At 55.1% G+C, this 20,874-nt stretch carries 24 protein-coding genes, 1 tRNA gene and 1 riboswitch; of the genes, 5 read left to right on the top strand and 20 right to left on the bottom strand.

Features of this window, described 5'->3' with window-relative positions; translation table 11 throughout:
• Positions 1-122: 122 nt before the first annotated feature.
• Positions 123-210 (bottom strand) — tRNA-Ser (locus tag ACE1BR_RS02985).
• A 134-nt stretch (positions 211-344) separates the two neighbouring features.
• The gene (locus tag ACE1BR_RS02980; RefSeq protein ID WP_005337119.1) at positions 345-800 is read right to left on the bottom strand and encodes a YbjN domain-containing protein; all 456 of its coding nucleotides are present in this window, start codon (positions 798-800) and stop codon (positions 345-347) included.
• Positions 801-958: 158 nt separating this feature from the next.
• Between ACE1BR_RS02980 and ACE1BR_RS02975 the strand changes: the two genes are divergently transcribed.
• Positions 959-2,296 (top strand): flavohemoglobin expression-modulating QEGLA motif protein, encoded by a 1,338-nt coding sequence (locus ACE1BR_RS02975; protein WP_374867481.1) that lies wholly within the window; start codon positions 959-961, stop codon positions 2,294-2,296.
• A gap of 91 nt (positions 2,297-2,387) precedes the next feature.
• On the opposite strand, the gene ACE1BR_RS02970 is transcribed toward ACE1BR_RS02975, so the two are convergent.
• Together ACE1BR_RS02970 and ACE1BR_RS02965 are read right to left on the bottom strand one after the other, a co-directional pair.
• Positions 2,388-2,969, bottom strand: a complete 582-nt coding sequence (locus tag ACE1BR_RS02970; protein ID WP_005337121.1) for a thymidine kinase — start codon at positions 2,967-2,969, stop codon at positions 2,388-2,390.
• A gap of 91 nt (positions 2,970-3,060) precedes the next feature.
• A complete protein-coding gene (locus ACE1BR_RS02965; protein WP_374867479.1) occupies positions 3,061-4,641 on the bottom strand; it encodes a Na+/H+ antiporter NhaC family protein in 1,581 nt (526 codons plus the stop codon).
• A gap of 88 nt (positions 4,642-4,729) precedes the next feature.
• A riboswitch (Lysine riboswitch) is annotated at positions 4,730-4,901 on the bottom strand.
• Between the two features lie 304 nt (positions 4,902-5,205).
• Between ACE1BR_RS02965 and ACE1BR_RS02960 the strand changes: the two genes are divergently transcribed.
• On the top strand, positions 5,206-5,610 hold the full coding sequence (locus ACE1BR_RS02960) for an H-NS family nucleoid-associated regulatory protein (RefSeq protein ID WP_374867477.1): 405 nt from the start codon (positions 5,206-5,208) through the stop codon (positions 5,608-5,610).
• 69 nt (positions 5,611-5,679) lie between these two features.
• Here the strand turns inward: ACE1BR_RS02960 and ACE1BR_RS02955 are convergent, their stop codons facing one another.
• The 5 genes from ACE1BR_RS02955 to ACE1BR_RS02935 form a co-directional block, all read right to left on the bottom strand.
• Positions 5,680-6,255, bottom strand: coding sequence for a cob(I)yrinic acid a,c-diamide adenosyltransferase (locus ACE1BR_RS02955; protein ID WP_374867475.1), 576 nt, complete (start codon positions 6,253-6,255; stop codon positions 5,680-5,682).
• Positions 6,252-6,482 (bottom strand): DUF3820 family protein, encoded by a 231-nt coding sequence (locus tag ACE1BR_RS02950; RefSeq protein ID WP_374867473.1) that lies wholly within the window; start codon positions 6,480-6,482, stop codon positions 6,252-6,254. Before ACE1BR_RS02950 ends, ACE1BR_RS02955 begins: the two co-directional genes overlap by 4 nt.
• 1 nt (position 6,483) lies before the next feature.
• A complete protein-coding gene (queE, locus tag ACE1BR_RS02945) occupies positions 6,484-7,155 on the bottom strand; it encodes a 7-carboxy-7-deazaguanine synthase QueE (protein ID WP_374867471.1) in 672 nt (223 codons plus the stop codon).
• Between the two features lie 61 nt (positions 7,156-7,216).
• The gene (gene queC / locus ACE1BR_RS02940; RefSeq protein WP_374867469.1) at positions 7,217-7,924 is read right to left on the bottom strand and encodes a 7-cyano-7-deazaguanine synthase QueC; all 708 of its coding nucleotides are present in this window, start codon (positions 7,922-7,924) and stop codon (positions 7,217-7,219) included.
• A 20-nt stretch (positions 7,925-7,944) separates the two neighbouring features.
• Positions 7,945-8,568 (bottom strand): tRNA-uridine aminocarboxypropyltransferase, encoded by a 624-nt coding sequence (locus tag ACE1BR_RS02935; protein ID WP_374867515.1) that lies wholly within the window; start codon positions 8,566-8,568, stop codon positions 7,945-7,947.
• Between ACE1BR_RS02935 and rrtA the strand changes: the two genes are divergently transcribed.
• A complete protein-coding gene (gene rrtA, locus ACE1BR_RS02930) occupies positions 8,567-9,163 on the top strand; it encodes a rhombosortase (RefSeq protein WP_374867467.1) in 597 nt (198 codons plus the stop codon). The two genes, ACE1BR_RS02935 and rrtA, sit on opposite strands and share 2 nt — an antisense overlap.
• On the opposite strand, the gene pyrF is transcribed toward rrtA, so the two are convergent.
• The 6 genes from pyrF to cmk all read right to left on the bottom strand — a co-directional run bounded on the left by pyrF (position 9,135) and on the right by cmk (position 14,311).
• Positions 9,135-9,839: an orotidine-5'-phosphate decarboxylase gene (pyrF, locus tag ACE1BR_RS02925; protein ID WP_374867465.1), complete on the bottom strand. Its 705-nt coding sequence runs from the start codon at positions 9,837-9,839 to the stop codon at positions 9,135-9,137. The two genes, rrtA and pyrF, sit on opposite strands and share 29 nt — an antisense overlap.
• 18 nt (positions 9,840-9,857) lie before the next feature.
• Entirely contained in the window at positions 9,858-11,024 is a 1,167-nt protein-coding gene (gene lapB, locus ACE1BR_RS02920) for a lipopolysaccharide assembly protein LapB (protein WP_374867463.1), read from the bottom strand.
• 9 nt (positions 11,025-11,033) lie between these two features.
• The gene (locus ACE1BR_RS02915) at positions 11,034-11,318 is read right to left on the bottom strand and encodes a LapA family protein (RefSeq protein WP_374867461.1); all 285 of its coding nucleotides are present in this window, start codon (positions 11,316-11,318) and stop codon (positions 11,034-11,036) included.
• A gap of 158 nt (positions 11,319-11,476) precedes the next feature.
• Positions 11,477-11,761, bottom strand: a complete 285-nt coding sequence (gene ihfB, locus ACE1BR_RS02910) for an integration host factor subunit beta (RefSeq protein WP_033136607.1) — start codon at positions 11,759-11,761, stop codon at positions 11,477-11,479.
• 92 nt (positions 11,762-11,853) lie between these two features.
• Positions 11,854-13,524: a 30S ribosomal protein S1 gene (gene rpsA / locus ACE1BR_RS02905; RefSeq protein ID WP_042013223.1), complete on the bottom strand. Its 1,671-nt coding sequence runs from the start codon at positions 13,522-13,524 to the stop codon at positions 11,854-11,856.
• Positions 13,525-13,618: 94 nt separating this feature from the next.
• Entirely contained in the window at positions 13,619-14,311 is a 693-nt protein-coding gene (cmk, locus tag ACE1BR_RS02900; protein WP_374867459.1) for a (d)CMP kinase, read from the bottom strand.
• Between the two features lie 249 nt (positions 14,312-14,560).
• Between cmk and ribA the strand changes: the two genes are divergently transcribed.
• Entirely contained in the window at positions 14,561-15,154 is a 594-nt protein-coding gene (gene ribA / locus ACE1BR_RS02895) for a GTP cyclohydrolase II (RefSeq protein ID WP_374867457.1), read from the top strand.
• A 79-nt stretch (positions 15,155-15,233) separates the two neighbouring features.
• Here ribA and ACE1BR_RS02890 read toward each other — a convergent pair whose 3' ends face one another.
• Positions 15,234-16,190 carry a LysR substrate-binding domain-containing protein gene (locus tag ACE1BR_RS02890; protein WP_374867455.1) on the bottom strand — a complete coding sequence of 319 codons (957 nt, stop codon included), beginning with the start codon at positions 16,188-16,190 and terminating at the stop codon, positions 15,234-15,236.
• Positions 16,191-16,254: 64 nt separating this feature from the next.
• Complete coding sequence (locus ACE1BR_RS02885) at positions 16,255-17,130, bottom strand: LysR family transcriptional regulator (protein WP_374867453.1); 876 nt, start codon at positions 17,128-17,130, stop codon at positions 16,255-16,257.
• A gap of 94 nt (positions 17,131-17,224) precedes the next feature.
• Here ACE1BR_RS02885 and ACE1BR_RS02880 point away from each other — a divergent pair, with 94 nt between their 5' ends.
• The gene (locus ACE1BR_RS02880; protein WP_374867451.1) at positions 17,225-18,448 is read left to right on the top strand and encodes an MFS transporter; all 1,224 of its coding nucleotides are present in this window, start codon (positions 17,225-17,227) and stop codon (positions 18,446-18,448) included.
• 140 nt (positions 18,449-18,588) lie between these two features.
• On the opposite strand, the gene ACE1BR_RS02875 is transcribed toward ACE1BR_RS02880, so the two are convergent.
• The 3 genes from ACE1BR_RS02875 to nfsA form a co-directional block, all read right to left on the bottom strand.
• The gene (locus ACE1BR_RS02875) at positions 18,589-19,143 is read right to left on the bottom strand and encodes a VOC family protein (RefSeq protein ID WP_374867449.1); all 555 of its coding nucleotides are present in this window, start codon (positions 19,141-19,143) and stop codon (positions 18,589-18,591) included.
• Complete coding sequence (locus tag ACE1BR_RS02870) at positions 19,137-19,901, bottom strand: DNA repair protein (protein WP_374867447.1); 765 nt, start codon at positions 19,899-19,901, stop codon at positions 19,137-19,139. Before ACE1BR_RS02870 ends, ACE1BR_RS02875 begins: the two co-directional genes overlap by 7 nt.
• 188 nt (positions 19,902-20,089) lie before the next feature.
• A complete protein-coding gene (nfsA, locus tag ACE1BR_RS02865) occupies positions 20,090-20,815 on the bottom strand; it encodes an oxygen-insensitive NADPH nitroreductase (protein WP_374867445.1) in 726 nt (241 codons plus the stop codon).
• Positions 20,816-20,874 lie beyond the last annotated feature (59 nt).

The following is a 20,874-nucleotide window of genomic DNA, read 5'->3' as shown; positions in this document are numbered from 1 at the left end:
ACTGTCCAACAGGGTACAAGTTAGTTCCGTACCAGCCAACATCAGATGGCATAGTGGATGGCATAACGAAAATCACACATAAAGAAAAAGCCCAAGCAATTCAATTGCTTGGGCTTATCATTTGGCGGTGAGGGAGGGATTCGAACCCTCGATACGTTGCCGTATACACACTTTCCAGGCGTGCTCCTTCAGCCACTCGGACACCTCACCAAATTTTGGTCTGTGGTTTAACGTGTTCAGCCAACACGGTGTTCACTGCGCTGTTGCGTTGGAACGGGGCGTAATTTAGGGGAAAGCCCCGCCCGCGTCAACGGCTTTTTTCACCTGACGAACCGTTCGAACACTTAATGCACAGATTCCGGCGCGACCTGGATTTCTGGCAGGTTGAGGAAGCCGGAACGTTCGCATTCGGCAACCAGTTCGTGGGTGGCGGCGATGGTACTTTGCACGAACAGCAGGAACTGCTCGACGCTGAGTCCGGCCTTGGTAAAGACGGTGTGGCCGACAACCAGCCGCGGCAGGTTGTCATCGATGATATCGAGGAACACCTTGAGGGAGGGGTACTGCATATTGAGTCGGCCCAGTTCGGCGACCAGCGGCAGCATTGCGGAGGGGCGCACTTCCAGCTCGGAGGAGAACAGCAGACCTTCCTCTTCCACGAAGATCCGGCTCTCCTGAATACCATCGACCGACTGCAAAGAGACAATGTGGATACCGTGACACTGATCGCAGACATAGTGCTCGATACGAGCCTGTTGCAACCAACGCATTATCATTTCGGAGCTGGGGATATTCATCATTTCCACGACAAGATTGGGATCAAGGGGCGCAGTCTAAACCAATTTGCCAGCAACAAAAAGCACGCCAACCCGATAACCATGCGGCTCGCTTCTTTTTGGCAAGCGCTATGCATATACTCAGCCAAATCCACGATGACGCTTGCCCCACAGGGGGCCCCATGACCATCCAAGAAAAGTATCGCCTTCATCTGAAATCACTCTCGGATGAGCTGCTGGCATTGCAAAAACCCATCCGCATTCTGGATGCCATCAAGTGGCCACGCCATCTACAGGAGCGTTTTCTGGCAAGCGGTGGCAGAGAGCTGCCCGCTATCGACAGGTACTTCTATGATGCCCTCCCCCTTGGCTTCGATCCGCGCAACAAGTATCTGGAGCTCAAGGAGCTGCGGGACAGGATCCGCAGAAAACTGGGGCCACAGGACGATCTCGGCCAGATCCTGCAAGAGACAGTCGATCAGTACATGGTGGTGATCGAGATGCTGCGCCAGCGCGGCCAGAGCGACTTTCAACGTTACAGCCAACTGCTCTACGGCTCAGCCAGCGATCACTTGCGCGGGGATCGCAAAACCCTCAAGGAGCTGGGCTCCCGGCTGTGCGATATCTTCTCCCTGCCCGGCGCGCGCCATCTGGTGCGCCCCTACCCCAAGGAGTTCGAAGGGGAAGCCGCGGTAGCCAAATTGCAGGGCAAGCTGTCGAGCTACTTCAGTGACGGCACAGTGCAGGTGAAACTGAGTGATGGCATCGTCTCCGACGCCGCAGCCGGTGGCGACTACATCAAGCTCAACTCCCACGCCCGTTTCTCCGAACTGGACTTGCAGGTGCTGGAGGTGCACGAGGGGTGGGTCCATGTCGGCACCACCCTCAACGGCCGCCAACAGCCTTATGCCACCTGGCTGAGCGCCGGTTCGCCGCGGATCACCGCCTGTCAGGAGGGACTGGCAGTATTGATTGAGACGCTCACCTTCAGCTCCTTTCCGGATCGGGCCAAGCGCATCTCTGATCGGGTGATGGCCATCGACATGGCCGAGCGTGGCGCCGATTTTATCGAGGTGTTCCAGCACTTTGTGGGCCAGGGAACCAGTGAACACGACGCCTACAAGATCACCCAGCGGGTCTTTCGTGGCGGCATGGTGGGCGGCGGTGCCTGCTTTACCAAGGATCTCTCCTATGTGAGGGGCTATGTGGAGACGGTCAACTTTATCCGCAGCGCAGTGCTGGAAGGTGTGCCCGAGATCCTGCCAATGCTGTTTGTCGGCAAGGTGACGCTGGATGACATTCCGGTGCTCTATCAGCACTATCTGGAGGGGCTGATTGCCGCCCCTCGCTACCTGCCGCCAATGTTTCGCGACCTCACCGGGCTCTATGTCTGGTTCGGTTTTGCCTCCGGCATGTCGCTGGTGGATATCGGCCGGGTACAACACCATTTTCGTCAGCTGTTTCAACGCCTGCCGGTGGCCGACCCCATCATTGCGCCGGTGGATATCGAGATCGACTGAAACACAGAGAAGCAAGGTGGGGAAACAAGCAGGAAAAAACAAAGGGCGCCAGATTGGCGCCCTTCTCAACTATTAAAATATCGCAGCCGGATTACTTGTAGGCCCGACCTTCCAGATAGTGTTTGCGGCAAAGCGACACATAGCGATCGTTGCCACCGATCTCCACCTGTTCGCCATCACGCATCACCTGACCCGCTTCGTTGACCCGGGAGTTCATGTGGGCCTTGTTGCCGCACCAGCAGATGCTCTTCAACTCTTCAAACTTGTCGGCCAGACAGAGCAGATGGTAGGAGCCCGGGAACAGCTCTCCGCGAAAATCGGTCTTGAGGCCATAGGCCATTACCGGAATATCCTGCTCATCAACAATGCGGGCCAGCTGGTAGACCTGCTCACGAGTCAGGAACTGGGCCTCGTCCACGATAAAGACATCAATATGTTTCTTTGCATGGCGCTCTTTCACCATTTCAAACAGATCACAGCTGTCGCTGAACACGTCCACCTTCAGTTCCAGGCCAACCCGGGCACTGATCACCCCGACCCCGAAACGGTCATCGATGGCTGGCGTCATCGCCAGAGGATGCATGCCCCGCTCCAGATAGTTGAAGTGTGCCTGAATGAGCTGGGTGGATTTGCCTGAATTCATGGTGGCAAATTTGTAGTGCAGTGAAGCCATGATACTGTTCCGAAACTGAATTTATGGGGCGCATGCTAACCAAAGCCCCTGACAAAACCAAGGGGCCCGTGGGCCCCTTGCTCTATAAATGTTACGCGGTTGCCAAAACTGGCCGCGCTTTGGCCTTTTTCAGGTGATAGCTGGTAAAGAGCACAAACCAGAGGGCACTAACACTAAAGCCAGCAAGACCGGAGTGCAGCATTCCCATGGCCAGATAACCAAGTGCGGCACCAAAGGCGATGGCCAGCGCATAGGGCAACTGGGTCATCACGTGATCGATGTGATGACAACCGGCGCCGGTGGCAGAGAGGATGCTGGTGCTGGAGATGGGCGAGCTGTGATCACCGAACACCGAACCCGCCAGGACTGCAGCCAGCATCGGCAACATCAGGCTGATATCGCTGGCGGCAGCCATGTCACCGGCCAGCGGCAGCATGATACCGAAAGTGCCCCAGCTGGTGCCGGTAGCAAACGCCATGGCACAGGAAAGGATAAAGACCACGGCGGGCAGCACTTCAATCGGCAGGTTACCGTTAGCCAATGAAGCCAGGTACTTACCGGTCTCCACGTCGCGCACCACGGCACCGATGGTCCAGGCAAACAACAGGATGTTGATTGCTGGCAACATGGCCATGACACCTTGCGGAGCTGCCTTGATCCAGTTTTGAGCACCGAGCTTCAGGCGCATGGCCAGACCGATGGAGACAACCAGGCTGCAGATTGCACCATAGACCAGCGAAGAACCTACATTGGTGTTTTCGAACGAGCCGAGCACGCTGAACGGCAGCCCTTTCTCACTCAGCACCGCAGCACCGGAATTGATCATGAAATAGATGGTGGCAGCGGTCAGGGTCAGGATCGGCAGCACCATGTCAATCATGCCGCCATTGCTCTCCTCCGGGCTCTCCATATCCAAGCCGATGGGGCGCCCCTTGGACTCGTCCCACAGCTTGCCTTCCAGCGCCCACTCTTCGTGTTGGCGCATCGGGCCGATGTCGAGCTGGAACGCGATCACCACCAACACCATGATGAGGGTAAAGACAGCGTAGAGGTTCATCGGGATCATCTCGACAAACGCAGCAATGGGGCTCTGATCGGTCAGACCATGAGCCGCCATGATCCCCCCCACCAGGGCAATGATGTAGGCGCCCCAGGAGGAGATCGGCATCAGCACGCAGACTGGCGCTGCGGTGGAGTCCAGCAGATAGGCCAGCTTGGCGCGGGAGATCTGGAAGCGGTCGGTCACCGGACGGCAGATAGCGCCCACCGACAAACTGTGGAAGAAGTCATCGATAAAGAAAGCAAACACCATCATGCCGGTAAGGGTTTTGGCACCCTTGCGGGTTCTGGCGCGCTTGGCTGCCCACTCGGCAAAGGCGCGAGTGGCGCCGGATACGCTCATCAGGCTGATGAGGCCGCCCAGCAGCAGCATGAACAGGATCATGTTGACGTTGTCACGATTGAGTGCGCCATCAACCCAGAAGATCTTGAGCACGGTATTCAACATGTAATACAGGGATTCGAGGGGCGAAAACTGATTGAGCAGCAGACTGCCGGTAACAATACCAACGCCAAGCGACAACAGTACGCGGCGAGTCAGGATCGCCAGGGCGACAGCAAGTAAGGGGGGAAGTACGGACCAACCGGAGTCGGCAAAATGACTAATGTCCATGATCTCTTTTCACCTAAAGAAAACAGGTGGAGATCTACCGAGAGGATCTAAAGAAACAAAACCTATGGGGAGGTTATACTCCTCAGCCCCTTCAGGTAGCGCTCCATAGTGGATGACTATGGCAGTCCTGCACCTATTAGATGCAGAACCAGCAGCCCGGTATGATGGCCTGGCCACTTCGGCGCTGACTCCTTTCCTTGTGCATCGCAGGCATCACCCTCCGCACAAATACTCATAGGCAGCGCGCCTCTACTTAAAGGTATTCGCGAGACATTTTATCCAGCTGGCAGCTTATAGCAAGTTTTTTGATTAAATAGTCATGATAAACATATCAAGTGCCACAAAAGGTAGTCAAATGATGCAGCTTCTCTCACCACTGCGGTATTTTCATCCAACAAGGTTTCATTGGTATCCACTTTATGTGAATGGTGACCCGCTCGTGTAATATTCACAACGTTCATCTCTCCCTCAATATAATATTTTGAGCTACTTGACTTATTTAAACTGCCAAGTAAGAATCATTGTGAACTTCATATTTTCCTTTGAGTCGACGTGGTAAATACTATGAATGAATTTTTAAAGGTTCTGCTTAATGTCCGCAGTCTGCGGGCAACCTGCCGCGAACTTTCTCTGGAACAACTGGAAGAAGCGCTGGAAAAACTAACCGCTATCGTTGCCGAACGTCAGCAGGATGAAGCCGCTGAGCGCCAGGCCCGTGAAGAACATCTGCGGAAAATTAACGAATATAGCGAAATGCTGAAAGCAGCCGGTATTGACCCTGCTGAATTGGTCAATGCGGTATCCACTGCCCCGACCAAATCCGAAAAAACCAAACGGGCCCCCCGCCCCGCCAAATATCGCTATCAGGATAATGGCGTAGAGAAAACCTGGACCGGTCAGGGTCGGATGCCCTCCGCAATAGCCAGCGCGGTAGCAGAAGGCAAATCTCTGGAAGATTTTGCAATCTGATCCCACTTGCTTTGCCAATAAAAAACCTCGCCTTGGCGAGGTTTTTTATTGCCGGTTAAACGTGAAATATCAGATAACCGATTGCTGGCGATCAGCTGCCTTGACCCACAGCACTTCACGCCCCCCTGCCACGCAGATGAGATAGCGGGCAACGGTAAAGAACCAGTCACTCATCCGGTTCAGATAGGGCAGCACCTCGGGATTGACCCGCTCTTCCCGGCTCAATGCCAGCAACAAACGCTCGCAATGACGCACCAGGGTACGTACCACATGCGCTTGCGCCGCTGCACGGGAGCCACCGGGTAATATGAATTGGCGTAGCGGTGGCAATGACTCGCTATAACGATCTATCTGCTGTTCAAGCCGACTCGTCCAGGTTGAATTAACTTGCCACATTGACTCATTTTGGGCTGCATTGGAAAATGCCAGTTCGCCTCCCAAATCAAACAACTCCTGTTGCAATAGGTGCAAATCAGCCAATAAACCGGCTTCTTGCTGCGGGATCTCGCAAATCAGCAGACCTATATGAGAGTTGAGTTCATCAATATAGCCATAGGTTTCAACCCGCAAATCATCCTTGGCCAAACGGATACCATCCGCCAAACGGGTCATCCCCTTGTCACCCTGCCGGGTATATATTCTCATTCTGACATCCTGTTAATAATGGGAATAATCATGGACTCCAGCCCGTTAAGCTTGATCTCGTATGCAAGAGCCAATGTCTGACCCAATTTACCCGCAGGAAAACCATTGCGCGCCATCCACACCAGATAGGGCTCGGGAATATCGATGATGCGGCGTCCCTGATATTTACCATAAGGCATTTTGTTGGTCAGTGTGAGCAACACTTGCTCATCAGATAACCAGTCCATATTAATCGATATCCAGATATTTATGGGTCTGGATAGAGAGTCGCCAATTACGGGCAATGCAGGTTTCCATCGCCAACTGGGTAGCGCGAGGTTTCTGGCTGATAGGCTGCAATGCGATCACAACATCCGGACGCAGGCGAGCCGTGGCTAACAGGGTATCCAACTCTTCGATATGATGTTCCGTTGCCACTGGGTGCTTGATCTCATTGGCCCGCTCAAGTGCAGAGAGCAGCACCGGCAACCCACCTTTCATGCCAATCTTGGGAGAAACTGTCACCCAGGTCCGCTCATGAGTTTTGATCTCGCTGGTGCCACTGGTTTCGATCTGTACCTGATAACCCGCAGCCAACAGCGCTGACGAGAGTGCGTTCAGATCATAAAGACAAGGCTCGCCACCGGTGATCACCACGTGGCGAGCCTGATAACCCAGCTCGGCAAAGCTGGCGATGATCTGTTCGGTGCTCAGCTTGCTCCAGCAATCGGATTCGTTGGAGCTATCGAGCACCGCTTCTCTATTCACTTCACGAGCCGGATCAACAACCCAGGTATGACGGGTATCGCACCAGGGGCAGCCAACCGGGCAGCCCTGCATGCGAACAAAAATAGCGGGAAGGCCGGTAAAGATGCCCTCCCCCTGAATGGTCTGGAATATCTCGTTGATTGGGTAAAGCATCTCGATCACTGCTTGTTGCAAAAGCCGGGGATTATACCCCAAGCCACCACAAGACGCAGGATCACTCTGCGCTTTTCTTGCCCAGCCCGGTTTTCTCACACAACCTGGCCATGATGCCCACCTTGTCGGCCAGATAGTTGTTCAAACCACGGCTGCGCAGCTCGCAAGCCGGGCAAGTGCCGCAACCATCACCGGCAATACCGTTGTAACAGGTCAGGGTCTGCTGGCGCACCGTATCGAGGTGACCATAGTGATCGGCCAGCGCCCAGGTCTCGGCCTTGTCGAGCCACATCAACGGAGTGTCAAAACGAATGCCGCGACCCAGCCCCAGCGAAACGGCCTGATTGAGGGCCTTGACGAACTCGTCACGGCAATCGGGATAACCGGAGAAATCGGTCTCGCACACACCGGTGATCACCACCTCGGCACCAACCTGATAGGCATAGATAGAGGCCAGCGTCAGGAACAGGATATTGCGGCCCGGCACGAAGGTGTTGGGCAGGCCGTTATCCTGCAACTCACAACTGACCGGAATATCGTCACGGGTCAAGGCAGATACCGCCAGCTCATTGAGCAAGGTCACATCCATCACCTTGTGGGCCGCGATCCCAAGCTCACTCCCCAGGCGGCGAGCGGTTTCGATCTCTTCCCGATGACGCTGACCATAATCGAATGTGATGGCATGTACTTCGTCATACTGGGCCAATGCCTGCACCAGACAGGTGGTACTGTCCTGACCACCACTGAACACGACAACTGCTTTCTTCATCTTGATAACTCCTTGAAATGTCACACGCGGCGGCCTTCGGCAAAGTCCTGCCACTGCGTATTCAACCGGTTGAACAGGGTGAGCAAGGGCGCATAGCGCTCCGACTCACCCTCCCACCGGGACAAGAGGTGATAACCCGCTTCTATGGTAGAGAGGGCATCGGGGAACGGTTTTTTGCGAATGGCATACTGGCCGGCAATGGCACCGATCCCGATACGGGGCAAACAGGCCAGCGCCGGGTTGCTCTGCAACATGCGATAGGCTTTGCGCCAGGTGCCATCTAGCAGAATAAACGCCACAGCAGTACGGATTGGGGATTCATTTTCGACCTGCTGACGAAGGGTGACCAGCGAGATGGCATCGTCATCCGGCCAGAGCAGATAATAGCGACAGGATCGGTCAGCCAGCAGCACATTGAGCCACTCATCGCGGGAGAAATCTTCCCCCACATGAATTTCGCACCGCAACAAAGAGGCTTCCAACAGAGCGGCAGTCCCCTTGGGATGAGCCACTTCATTCGGGTGCTGCAGAATATAGAGAGGCGTACGGTTTTCAATCGGCACAATATAATCACACAGGCAGGCTTTGATGGCCCGAGTGCAACGTGTACAGTATCGACTCTTCTTGTCGTTGGACTGTTCCATGTTGTCAGACAAATCTGGATTGCTCTGGGTTATCACGCTCTCTCTCGCCAGCTTGCTACTCTTTTTTACTGTACCGAATGTACAGATCTCCTTCGATCGCACCTTGATCGCACAAGGCGAAGGGTGGCGGATCATAACAGGCAATCTGGCACATACCAATCTGTGGCACTTGCTGCTCAATCTGGGCGGTTTGGCCATCCTCTATAGTCTGTTTAGCGACTATCTGGGGCAGGCTCATCTGCCGCTGCTGATGCTGTTGCTCTGGTGTGCAGTAGGGCTCGGGATCTGGTGGTGGTGTCCACAGACCCAGTGGTATATGGGGTTATCCGGCTCGCTGCATGGTCTGTTTGTCTGGGGAGCCATGCAGGATCTCCGCCATGGCCGCCGTACATCCGGCTGGCTACTGCTAGCAGGCGTCACTATTAAACTGGTAATGGATTTTCATAATGCAGGTGAGAGCCCCATCGCTACCCTGATCGATGCCAGAGTACACATAGAGTCTCACCTGATTGGTGCGGGAGCTGGCCTGTTGCTCGGCCTGCTCCGCGTATCAGCGAATAGGCCTGTTATGCACCAACAGCCAACTCGGCATTGATGCTGGCCAACATGGCAGCCGGATCAGCGGCCTGCGTAATGGGGCGACCGATAACCAGATAATCGGAACCGGCCTCGACCGCGGCTTTGGGTGTCATCACCCTGCGCTGATCGCCCGCCGCCGAACCGGTCGGGCGAATGCCCGGAGTCACCAACTTGAAATCGGCGCCCAGCAAGGCTTTCAGCTCATGGGCCTCGTTGGCAGAGCAGACAACCCCATCCAGACCGGATGTCTTGGTCAAAGTAGCCAACCGTATCACCTGCTCAGCCGGGCTGACATCCAGACCAAGCGGCGCCATATCTGCTTGCTCCATGCTGGTCAACACGGTAACCCCAATCAGCAGAGGCGCCTTGTCGCCATAAGGCTGCAGAGCCTCTTTGGCTGCACGCATCATCCGCTCGCCACCGCTGGCATGCACGTTAACCATCCAGACTCCCAGTTCGGCACTGGCAGCGACAGCCTTGGCTACGGTATTGGGAATGTCGTGAAATTTCAGATCCAGAAAGACATCAAATCCCTTGGCAACCAGCTGACGGACAAACTGTGGGCCAAACAGAGTAAACATCTCCTTGCCAACCTTGAGACGACACTCGGCCGGAGAAATACGTTCAACGAACGCCAAGGCATCTGCCTCGTGCTGATAATCCAGCGCTACCAGTACTTTGGGATCTTGCATCTCACTTCCTATTGATGGTTATTCACCGTCCAGACCACGGATCGGCTTGATGGAACCCCACTGCCGGCAAGATGGGCACTGCCAGAACAGCGAGTGAGTGGCAAAGCCACACTGCCGACACTTGTGGGTTGACTTGATTTTGATCTGTTCGCCAACCAGCTGTTGCAACAGTTCGAGACTCTCCTTGGCTGGCCCCTCCTCCGCACTGGCCAGCTGAAAACCGACCAGCTGATAGAACCCCTTCATCGAGGGGTGGCGGCGCAGCTGGCGCAGCACCAAGGCTCGAGCGTGGCTCAGGCCATCACGCTCCTCGACCAGCTTGGCCAGTGCCAGTGTGACCGTCACGCCAGCATGATCCTCCACTGCTTTTTCGAGCAACGGGATCAGGGCGTGAGTGCGCCCCAACTGCTGGTAGCACTCAAGTAACTTTGGCATCGCTTCGGAGGCAAAATCGATATCCTGCTCGAATACCCGCAGCAGCTCCTTGCTCGCCTGCTCATACTCACCAGCTTCAATCGCAAGCTCAGCCAAGCGCAGGCTGGCACGGGCACAGCCAGAGTTGACGCTGAGGGCGCGCTTTAGTTTGGCAACTCCCTCTGCTTTTTTACTCTCACGCAGCGCGATCTCGGCTTGCTCGCAATAGAAGTGAGAAATGGGATCGGCCAGCTTCTTGCCCTGAAATTTTTGCAGACGAACCGCCACATCGATGGCCTTGTCCCAATCTCGCAGTTGCTGATGGATGATCAACAACTGAGCCAGCGCAGTCTCTTCGAAGTCACTGTCTTCGCACAGCTCGTTCCAGAGCGCTTCGGCCCGGTCCAGCAAACCAGCGGCAAGAAAATCGCGAGCTAACTCCTGCAACGCAAGCTGACGCTGCTCACGGGTCAACTGGCGGGTCACCAGGTTCTGGTGGATCTTGATGGCTCTATCTACCTCGCCACGCTGGCGAAAAAGGTTGCCGAGAGAGAGATGGGTTTCGATGGTTTCACTGTCCACTTCCAGCAGTTGGATAAAGAGATCCACCGCCTTGTCTGATTCATCGGACAGCAAATAGTTGAGGCCCGCCACATACTGGCGGGAAAACTGGTTACTCTGTTTCTGGGTGTCCTGGCGAACACTCCTGCGCCCCATGTACCAGCCATAACCGGCGGCAATGGGCAACAGCAGGAAAAGCAGTTCAAGCATTGAGGAACATTATTCCTTACCCGTCGACCGGGCCAGCTCCAACTCGCGGGATTGACGACGCATGGTGCGATTGAGAGTGCGGTTCTGCATTTTCAGGCGCAGGAACAGCAAGCCAAATACCAGCCACCCCAGCAGAAAACCACCAGCAAAGAAAAAGCCCAGCAACATGGCAAGAGAGAATTCGCCCTGAGCGATCAGGTAATTGAACTGAACCAGCTGGCCATTTTGCGAGCCAAGCGCCAAGGTCAAAATAAACACCAGCACCAGCGGAATGAGGGCCAAGATACGCTTCATAAGAGCTCCCTGTCAGTATCTAATGAGAGGCTGATTATCCTTAAAATCGCAGGCAGACTCTAGAGTGAATGGGAAAAGAGTTTAAGAAACAAGACGATTGGCACAGGAATCTGGGCCAAAAACAAAAAAGGCATACCTCAGGTATGCCCATTTCTGCATTATTCAATGATGTTGACGCGCTCGCGTAACTCTTTGCCAGGTTTGAAGTGCGGGACATATTTCCCGGTCAGTTCAACCTTGTCCCCAGTTTTGGGGTTGCGTCCCACGCGGGGCGCACGATAGTGCAGTGAAAAACTGCCAAATCCACGGATTTCAATCCGGTCGCCGTTTTGCAAGGTCGACGCCATCTGTTCAAGGATCTCCTTGATGGCGGCTTCGACATCCTTGGCCGGCATATGCATGCGGCTGGATGCCAGTTGTTCGATGAGATCTGATTTGGTCATAACGTTAAATCTCCTTCCCCGATCACATGCAATAGTCATTTTGCCAGGATAAAAAAGGGCGGCGCAATGCCGCCCTTTTCATGCATCAAGGATTACTCACCCTTGGCGGCTTTGAATGCTTCCATCATAGCATTGCTGAACACAACTTCTTCTTGTTGGTTCAGGCTATCGATAGCAACACGCTCATCAGCCTCGTCCTTAGCACGGACAGACAGGCTTACGGTGCGGTTCTTACGATCAACGCCCATGAATTTAGCTTCAACTTCGTCACCAACAGACAGCACCAGAGTGGCGTCTTCTACACGGTCACGAGCAGCGTCGGAGGCACGCAGGTAGCCTTCTACGCCATCAGCCAGTTCGATAACGGCACCTTTGGCATCAACCTCGGTAACCTTACCCTTCACAATAGCACCTTTCTTGTTGTCAGCCAGGTACTTGTTGAACGGGTCTTCTTCGATCTGCTTGACACCCAGGGAGATGCGCTCACGCTCCGGATCCACTTGCAGAACAACGGCTTCGATCTCGTCGCCTTTCTTGAATTCACGCACGGCTTCTTCGCCCTGGTTGTTCCAGGAGATGTCAGACAGGTGAACCAGGCCGTCGATGCCGCCATCCAGACCGATGAAGATACCGAAGTCAGTGATGGACTTGATCTTGCCGGAAACACGGTCGCCTTTGGCGTGAGTTTCGGCAAACAGCTGCCACGGGTTGGATTTGCACTGCTTCAGACCCAGGGAGATACGACGACGCTCTTCGTCGATGTCCAGAACCATCACGTCAACCACGTCGCCAACGTTAACAACTTTGGACGGGTGGATGTTCTTGTTGGTCCAATCCATCTCGGATACGTGTACCAGGCCTTCAACGCCTTCTTCGATTTCAACGAAGCAGCCGTAGTCGGTGAGGTTGGTCACGCGGCCAGACAGACGGGTGGTCTCCGGGTAACGCTTGGCGATAGCAACCCAGGGATCTTCGCCCAGCTGCTTCAGACCCAGGGATACACGGGTACGCTCGCGGTCGAACTTCAGAACCTTGACTGCGATCTCGTCGCCAACGTTGACGATTTCGGAAGGATGCTTAACGCGCTTCCACGCCATGTCGGTGATGTGCAGCAGGCCGTCAACACCGCCCAGATCTACGAATGCACCGTAGTCGGTCAGGTTCTTGACGATACCCTTAACTTCTTGACCTTCTTGCAGGTTAGCCAGCAGGCTTTCACGCTCGGAGGTGTTCTCGGTCTCGATCACGGCACGACGGGAAACAACAACGTTGTTGCGCTTCTGGTCCAGCTTGATGACTTTGAACTCGAGTTCTTTGTTTTCCAGGTGAGCGGTGTCACGGATCGGACGCACGTCAACCAGAGAACCCGGCAGGAAGGCACGGATGCCGTTCAGTTCAACGGTGAAACCACCCTTGACCTTGCCGTTGATGATACCGATAACGGTAGCTTGCTCTTCGTATGCCTTCTCAAGCTGCAGCCAGGCTTCGTGGCGCTTGGCTTTTTCGCGGGACAGCTTGGTTTCGCCGAAACCATCTTCGATAGAGTCCAGAGCCACGTCAACGGTGTCGCCGACGTTGATTTCCAGTTCGCCCATGGCGTTCTTGAATTCTTCAGCCGGAATAGCAGACTCAGATTTCAGACCGGCGTCAACCAGTACAAAACCGTTCTCGATAGCAACGACAGTACCCTTGACGATGGAACCTTGACGGGTTTCAACGGCGTTCAGGGACTCTTCAAAGAGTTGAGCAAAAGATTCGATCATTGTTTATGTCACAAATGAAACATCCACTTGCAATCCGGCACAAGCGGGGCTGTTTTAAATAATCTGCGCCATCCTTGGTGCAGACGACCGGATGTCAGCTTGCGCTGGCATCACCAAGTTGTTGCTCTGCATAGGCGAGCACCGTTGCCAGCACTTCATCTATGGTCATGGCGGTAGAGTCTACCACCAGAGCATCTTCTGCCGGTTTCAGGGGTGCCGTAGCGCGATTTCTGTCGCGATCGTCACGTTCCCGAATCTCGGTTAAAAGACGCTCAAAGTTAACATCAAAGCCCTTATCTTGCAACTGCTTATAGCGGCGCTGGGCCCGTTCTTCGGCACTAGCGTCGAGGAAAATCTTCACCTCGGCTTCGGGAAAAACCACAGTTCCCATGTCGCGGCCATCAGCGATCAGACCCGGTGCCTGACGAAATGCCCGCTGACGGCGCAGCAAGGCTTCACGCACCCGGGGAAACGCGGCGATTTTACTGGCGGCATTACCTACCTCTTCGGTACGGATAGTGCGCGAAACATCTTCCCCTTCCAGGATCACTTTGACCTGCTCACCCTCAACCTGGAATTGCACATCCAGGTTAGCGGCCAGCGGCACCAGTGACGCTTCACTGTCCAGCTCGACATTGTGATGGAGGGCGGCCAGGGACAACACCCGATAGATAGCGCCCGAGTCCAGCAAGTGCCAACCCAGCTTATCGGCAAGCAGCTGACACAAGGTGCCTTTACCTGCACCACTGGGGCCATCAATTGTCATTACGGGGGCCATCTGAGGCATAACTTCTCTCCTGCACAATGTTGCTCCCGCTCCTGGGAGCGGTTTAATGGGCGCCGATTATACCCGAATGTGATGAGCCTGGCAGTCATCAATCCACACATAAAGTCCAAAACCACTGCTTGGATGAGTACTTGCCTCTCATTTTGGAATTTCATTAAGCATTGCAGGGACTTGTTCTTATGGTCGTTCCTGACAAGGCGCGCTAAACTGACTCCCTTTTTTTGAGCTGTTAGTAGTAAGGAGCAACCTATGAGCAGCGTTACCCTCGTGGCCAAATCCAAATTGCCAACCCCCTGGGGCACTTTCACGCTGGTAGGTTTTCAGGAAACCGGCACAGGCAAGGATCACGCCGCACTGGTAATGGGCGACATTACCGGCGATGCCCCAGTGCTGGGTCGCATCCACTCTGAGTGCCTGACCGGCGACGCCCTGTTCAGCCTGCGTTGTGACTGTGGTTTCCAGTTACAGGCCGCCATGGAAAACATCGCCAAAACTGGCCGTGGTGTCTTGTTGTATGTGCGTCAAGAGGGCCGAGGCATCGGCTTGCTCAACAAGATCCGCGCTTACCACCTTCAGGATCAGGGGGCCGATACCGTTGAAGCCAACGTAGCCCTCGGCTTTGCCGCGGATATGCGGGATTACACTATCTGCGCCGACATGCTCAAGCAGCTCGAGGTCAAAACCTTACGCTTAATGACCAACAACCCGCGCAAGATGAAAGCAATGGAATCCTTCGGTATTCCGGTCGCTGAACGGGTACCGCTGCAGGAAGGGCGCAACCCTCACAACGAATTTTATCTGTCGACCAAGGCCAGCAAGCTGGATCACATGCTGAAGAAGTGAGCCTGAACGACCCAATATCAGATAGTCAAACGCCTCCTGTTGGAGGCGTTTTTTATTGTCATGGCAAACCGGCTAATGGTTATCGCTGTAACACGCTCTGATTAGCCAGCAACTGATCCAACTCTTCACTAGAACGTGCAGAGCAGCACTGTTCAACTCGCTCGCGGGTCAGTTGCGGGGCGAGCCGCTCGATAAAATCGTAGAGATATGCACATAAAAACGTACCTCTGCGCAGCCCGATAGCCGCCACTCCGCCAGGTAACCAGGACACCGTTTTAGTGATCAGATCGGCATCACGCTCTGGCTCCCAGGCCAACATGGCCATCACCCCGATCCCCAGCCCTTGTCTGACATAGGTCTTGAGCACATCGCTATCACTTGCACAGCAGGCGATCCGCCGCTCGGCATGGGCCCCGACCTCGTCATGGGCAAGAGCGAGTGGGCCGCCATCCGTCACCAGAGCATAATTGGCCAATTCGGCCTGCGTGAGTGATGAGGTGACCGCCAGCGGATGACTCTTTGGCATCACCAAGCCCCGCTGCCACTGGAAACTGGGGAGCATCAGCAGATCGCCCCCCTCCTCCCGAGCATCGGCAAGCAGCAGATCGGCAACACCATCATGAACGGCTGCACGGCACTGCGCTGCACTCCCCTGCCTCACCGTCACGGCAACTTTGGGAAAGCGAGACATGAAGCTCTTGATAATGGCGGGCAGAATATAGCGAGCCTGCAGGTGGGTGGCGGCAATGGTGAGGGTTCCCTGCTCCGGATGAACATGCTGTTTGGCCATGACTTTGATGGTAGCGACCTTGTCCAACACCTCGGTCGCCACCTTGATCACATCCCGACCAATGGGGGTGATCTGGGTCAGGTGTTTACCGCTTCGCTCGAAGATCTGGATCCCCAGCTCATCCTCCAGCATCCGCACCTGTTTGCTGATCCCGGGCTGGGAGGTATAGAGGCTTTCGGCGGTGGCCGACAGATTCAGCCTGTGATTGGCCACTTCGACGATATAACGCAACTGCTGCAGTTTCATGGCGTAACCCTCAAGCGAACCCACCATTAATAGTAACAAACTTTCAGGTGCGGTCCCGTCCCCATCAAGTTGGGCGGTCCATTAGCAAAAAATCACGCAGAGCACGATTGGCCATGGAGAGCGGATCGCCTCGCCGCCACGCCACGCAAAGATCGAGATTAATAGGCGGGTCAAAAGGCACACCGCTCAGATCCGGCTCCTCTTCCAGCACCATGCGCAAGAAAGTTGTCACAGCAAAACCTTGCCGCACCACCGCTTTGAGCAGAGGGATAAGATTGCTCTCGAAGGCGATATTCAGCTCAATCCCCAGCGTTTGTGCCAACGCTTCCATATGCTCCCGGTGATAAAAACCGCGGCGAAACAACGCCAACTCTTGACTGAAAAACTGCGAAAGAGTCACCGACGATTCATTACGCAACGGGTGATCTTCCCCCACCACCATCAGCATCTCTTCGTTCAGCAGAGGCACCCCTTCTATGGCCGGCGGCAGATCACTGGTGATCAGAATGGCAAGATCAAGGGCTCCATCCACAATCCGGCTGAGCAACTCGCGAGTGCCTGCCTCCTCTACCCGGATCTTGAGCCCGGGATAACGGTGCTTGAAGGCCATCAGGCGAGGAGGAAAATAGTAAGAACCCATCATGTAGGGGATCCCGATCCGCACCTCGCCTCGCTCCAGTCCCTTGAGCTCGGCCATCTCCGCTTCTGCCTGGTGCATCTGCAGCAACAGGCGATCGGCATGCCGACAGAGCACCTCCCCCTCCGGGGTCAACCGTACCGCTCGGTCCTGACGATCGAACAGCCGCAATTCAAGCTGCTGCTCCAGCTTGGCGATGGCCATACTGATGGCGGGCTGGGCTACGTGCAGGCTGCTGGCGGCCTTGGTAAACGAACCGGCATCTCTGACCGCCAGCAGATAAGTGAGCTGTTTCAGGTCCATATATCAATTCATCTTATGAGATGGATAACTTAAATATATTATATTTATGGGTGCAAGAGCCCTACCCTGACTAAAAGTGGTCAGGACAATACGCATGATTGAAGTCGGTAGCCGCGAGTGGATACGCGCAACCCTGGCCCTCAGCCTGGGATCTTTTCTGGTGTTTCTGAATCTCTATCAGACTCACCCTTTATTACCCCTGATCGCCAAGGTATTTTCCGTCAACTCCCTTGCAGCCAGCTGGACCCTCGCAGGATGTACCGCAGGGCTGGCCGCATCACTGCTATTTTGCGCCAGGCTGGCAGATCGCCATGGCCGTCGTCAGGTCATGCTGGGCACGTTGACCTTGGCAATCCTGCTCTCGCTGCTGATCCCGCAGGTCGAACAGTTTAGCACCCTGCTGCTGCTGCGTATTGTACAGGGTGCGCTGCTGGCCGGGCTGCCCGCCACCGCCATCGCCTATATGGGAGAGGAGTTCAGCAAACGGGCGCTGCTCTCGGCGGTAGGGGTCTATATTGCCGCCAACTCCCTCGGTGGTATTGCGGGCAGAGTCGTGGGTGGGCTGCTGGCAGGCTGGTTTGGCGACTGGCAGCACACGTTTCTTGGTATCGGCCTGATCAGCCTGTTGCTGCTGCCACTGGTCTTCTGGCTATTACCGAAACAAGCCTGCTTCGTCGCAGTTACCCCGGCGCGAGGGCAGTTTGGCAACGCTCTGCGTGGCCATCTGACCAACCCGCTGCTCATGGGTGCCTATCTGATTGGCGGTCTCAACTTCATGGTATTTCTCAACCAGTTCAGCTACCTCACCTTCCTGCTGGCCAAGCCACCTTTCTCACTGCCGACCCAGTGGCTCGGCATGCTCTTTCTCACATACCTCTCGGGTACGGTCGCCTCCTCCCTGAGCGGTCGTCTTGCCAATCGCTGGGGAGCACAGCGCATGCTGCTCGTCGGGATCGCGCTGATAGCGCTGGGAAGTCTGTGGCTACTACAGGGAAGTCTGCCCGGGATCCTGAGCGGTTTGCTTATCTCCAGCTTCGGTTTTTTCCTGGCGCACGCCTGTGCCAGTGCCTGGGTTGGCCATCATGTCGAACACAATAGGGCGCTCGCCTCCTCTCTCTATCTGGTGGCCTACTATCTGGGCGCCAGTCTGGGCGGACTCTACCTCCACCCCTTCTGGGAACAGGGAGGAGTGGGCGGTCTGGTAGTAGGGATCGAGTTGGTGCTGGTGTTGACTGCAGGTCTCGGTATCTGGCTCGGCCGCCTCAAGCTGCAGGCTGAATCTCAACTCCCCGCGCATCAACCACATCGGCATGGCTAATAAAATCAGGCAAGCATGCTCACCAACCAAGCCATCACTAACTCATCGCCAGACAACAAAATAGCAAAAGGGTCACACTGGTGACCCTTTTACTGCGTTATTCAAGAGCCTGTCAGACTCGCACTGCATTGTGCGCAAAATCAATCCTGCTCGAAATAATCCGCAGGCACCGCCACCACTGCGCCAGTAGCCACCTCTTCGGCGATCACGTCGGCCAGCGGGCGCAGGTGAAACTTGATCTGGCCTGAGGGCAACATCAGCGCGACATCAGGATTGCGACTATCTCGCATGTTACCAGTTTTGAACGGCAGCTCGGGGTGACACGCCACCAGATCCGCAAGCGAGGAGACCACCAGCTCGATATGCTCCAGCCCTGCCTGATGAACGCGACCTGGCTTCGGGGCCGCCAGCTCGATACAGGGAACCCGTACCGCTCCGGCCTCTACCGGCTGATGCAGCTGATAAGTAGCGATGGGACGACCGCCGATCATCCCCTCCACCAGCAAGGTGCCCGCCTCAGCCAGCACGGCGCATAGCGCGCGGTACTCCGGCAAGGTGGCCGCCCGATAACAGAGGTGATCGACCGTAGGCTGGGAAATTGTGATGCCAGTGGCGGCCAGTTTGGCCAACAGTTGAGAAACAAATGGGGCCATTGGCCCCAGTGTGGAATCGAGTGGATGAGGCATGCTTACCATTTCTTCTTGGGTTGGAACAGGACATCAAGCTCGTCGGCTTCCTTATCCTTGATATTTTGCAGATCCTGCGCACTGTTTTGCTGCTGCAATTCGTCGAGTGCTTTGAGCCCCTGTCGCATATCTTCTTCACGGGCCATCAGATAGGGATCCTTGTCACTGACACTTGCCATGGCAGAGAGCCCCTTGGTATAGAGCTGGCGGCAAGTACCGTACTGCCCCTGGATCTGGGCATCCATCGCCCGTTTGACCAGATTGGAGATATTGATTTTGAGCTGCATCAACTCGAGTCGCCGCTCCTCTTGAGCAAATCCTTGCGGGTCAATTTTGCCCTTGTTATGTTCAACACGCAGCACTGCACGCAGCTTCTTGACCAGTTGCAACATCTGGATCGCCTGACGATCTGATTCAGGAGTCTTGAAATGCCCTTCGTCCTGCGCACTGTAGTTTTCCTGGACGTTTTTTATCTGGCTCTGCACATCGGCAATGCGCTGTTTGATCTGGTTATTGGGCATCACCTGCGCAATGGCACGGTAGGCATCGAGGATCCGGTGCTGCAGCAGTAGCACCATATTTTTGGAAAAGGGCACCAGATTGACGTTCAGCAGCACCTCTTCGGTCTCGTCAACCACCGTTTTATGTCTGGCAACCGCATGGCGTTTGTCCGACTCTGCCTTCTGTTTATATTGCTGCACCACGTTATAGGCGATAACCAAAAACAGGAGTGCGCCAATAGACAGCAATACCAAAGTTAAAATCATAGGATGTTCAAACCCCTGTCCCAATCCAATTGCGTGATCCTACAACAGCTTATCCACTTAAGGTAGCCTGCATATCTGCCCCTGCCCACGATTTGTCGCGAAGCAGATCGCCTCATCTTGAGGGATTGCCGGATCAGAGAGAAGCAACCTTGCTGATCACTTCTCTTTAGTATCGCCCATCAGAGCCATTACTTAAGGTTAAAGCCCCGTGATTGCAGAAAGCCCAACATAAAGGGACGGGACTCTTTAGTCAGGATGGCGCGGATCTGGCCGCTCCAGGTCTGCTGTTTTTGGTTGCTGCTGCGCGCCTGATAGTAGGCCTGAATCTGCTGATCGTATTGGGCCAACTGTTCACGATCCAACTCAGCTTGGTAGCACTCCTGATGCACCACCATTGCCCGTGGCAAACGGGGTTTTTGTTCCGGCTGCTGAGCCGGATGGCCGAGACAGAGGCCAAACAGCGGGATCACCAGCTTGGGAAGTCCAAGCAACTCACTCACCTCTTCCGGATGGTTGCGAAGACCGCCGATATAGACCCCCCCCAGCCCCAACGACTGGGCCGCCAGCAGGGCATTTTGTCCCATGATGGCACCATCAATGGCACCGAGCAGCAACTGCTCCACATAACCGGTCTGGGCATCGGCCACGATCTGGCTATGGCGATGGTAGTCGGCGCAAAACACCAGAAACTCCGCCGCCTGTTCAACATATGGCTGATTGCCCGCCAGCTGTGCCAGCTGCTTGCGAGCTTCAGGCTCGGTCACCCGAATAATAGTGGTCACCTGCAAAAAACTGGAACTCGATGCCGACTGTGCGGCGGCCAGAATGGCATCCAGTTGCGGCGAGGTGATCGGCTCGGCAGTGAACTGGCGAATGGAGCGATGGGAAAGGATAAGGTCGATGGTCTGATTCATGGCACCTCCAGAGTGAGGTGACACCATAACGAAAAAAACGAGGGAGCCCAAGGCTCCCT

It is taken from the genome of Aeromonas sp. MdU4, from assembly GCF_041929505.1.
Lineage (GTDB): Bacteria > Pseudomonadota > Gammaproteobacteria > Enterobacterales > Aeromonadaceae > Aeromonas.
The sequence above is the reverse complement of the archived record's forward strand: the minus strand, read 5'-3'. Positions and strand labels throughout refer to the sequence as shown.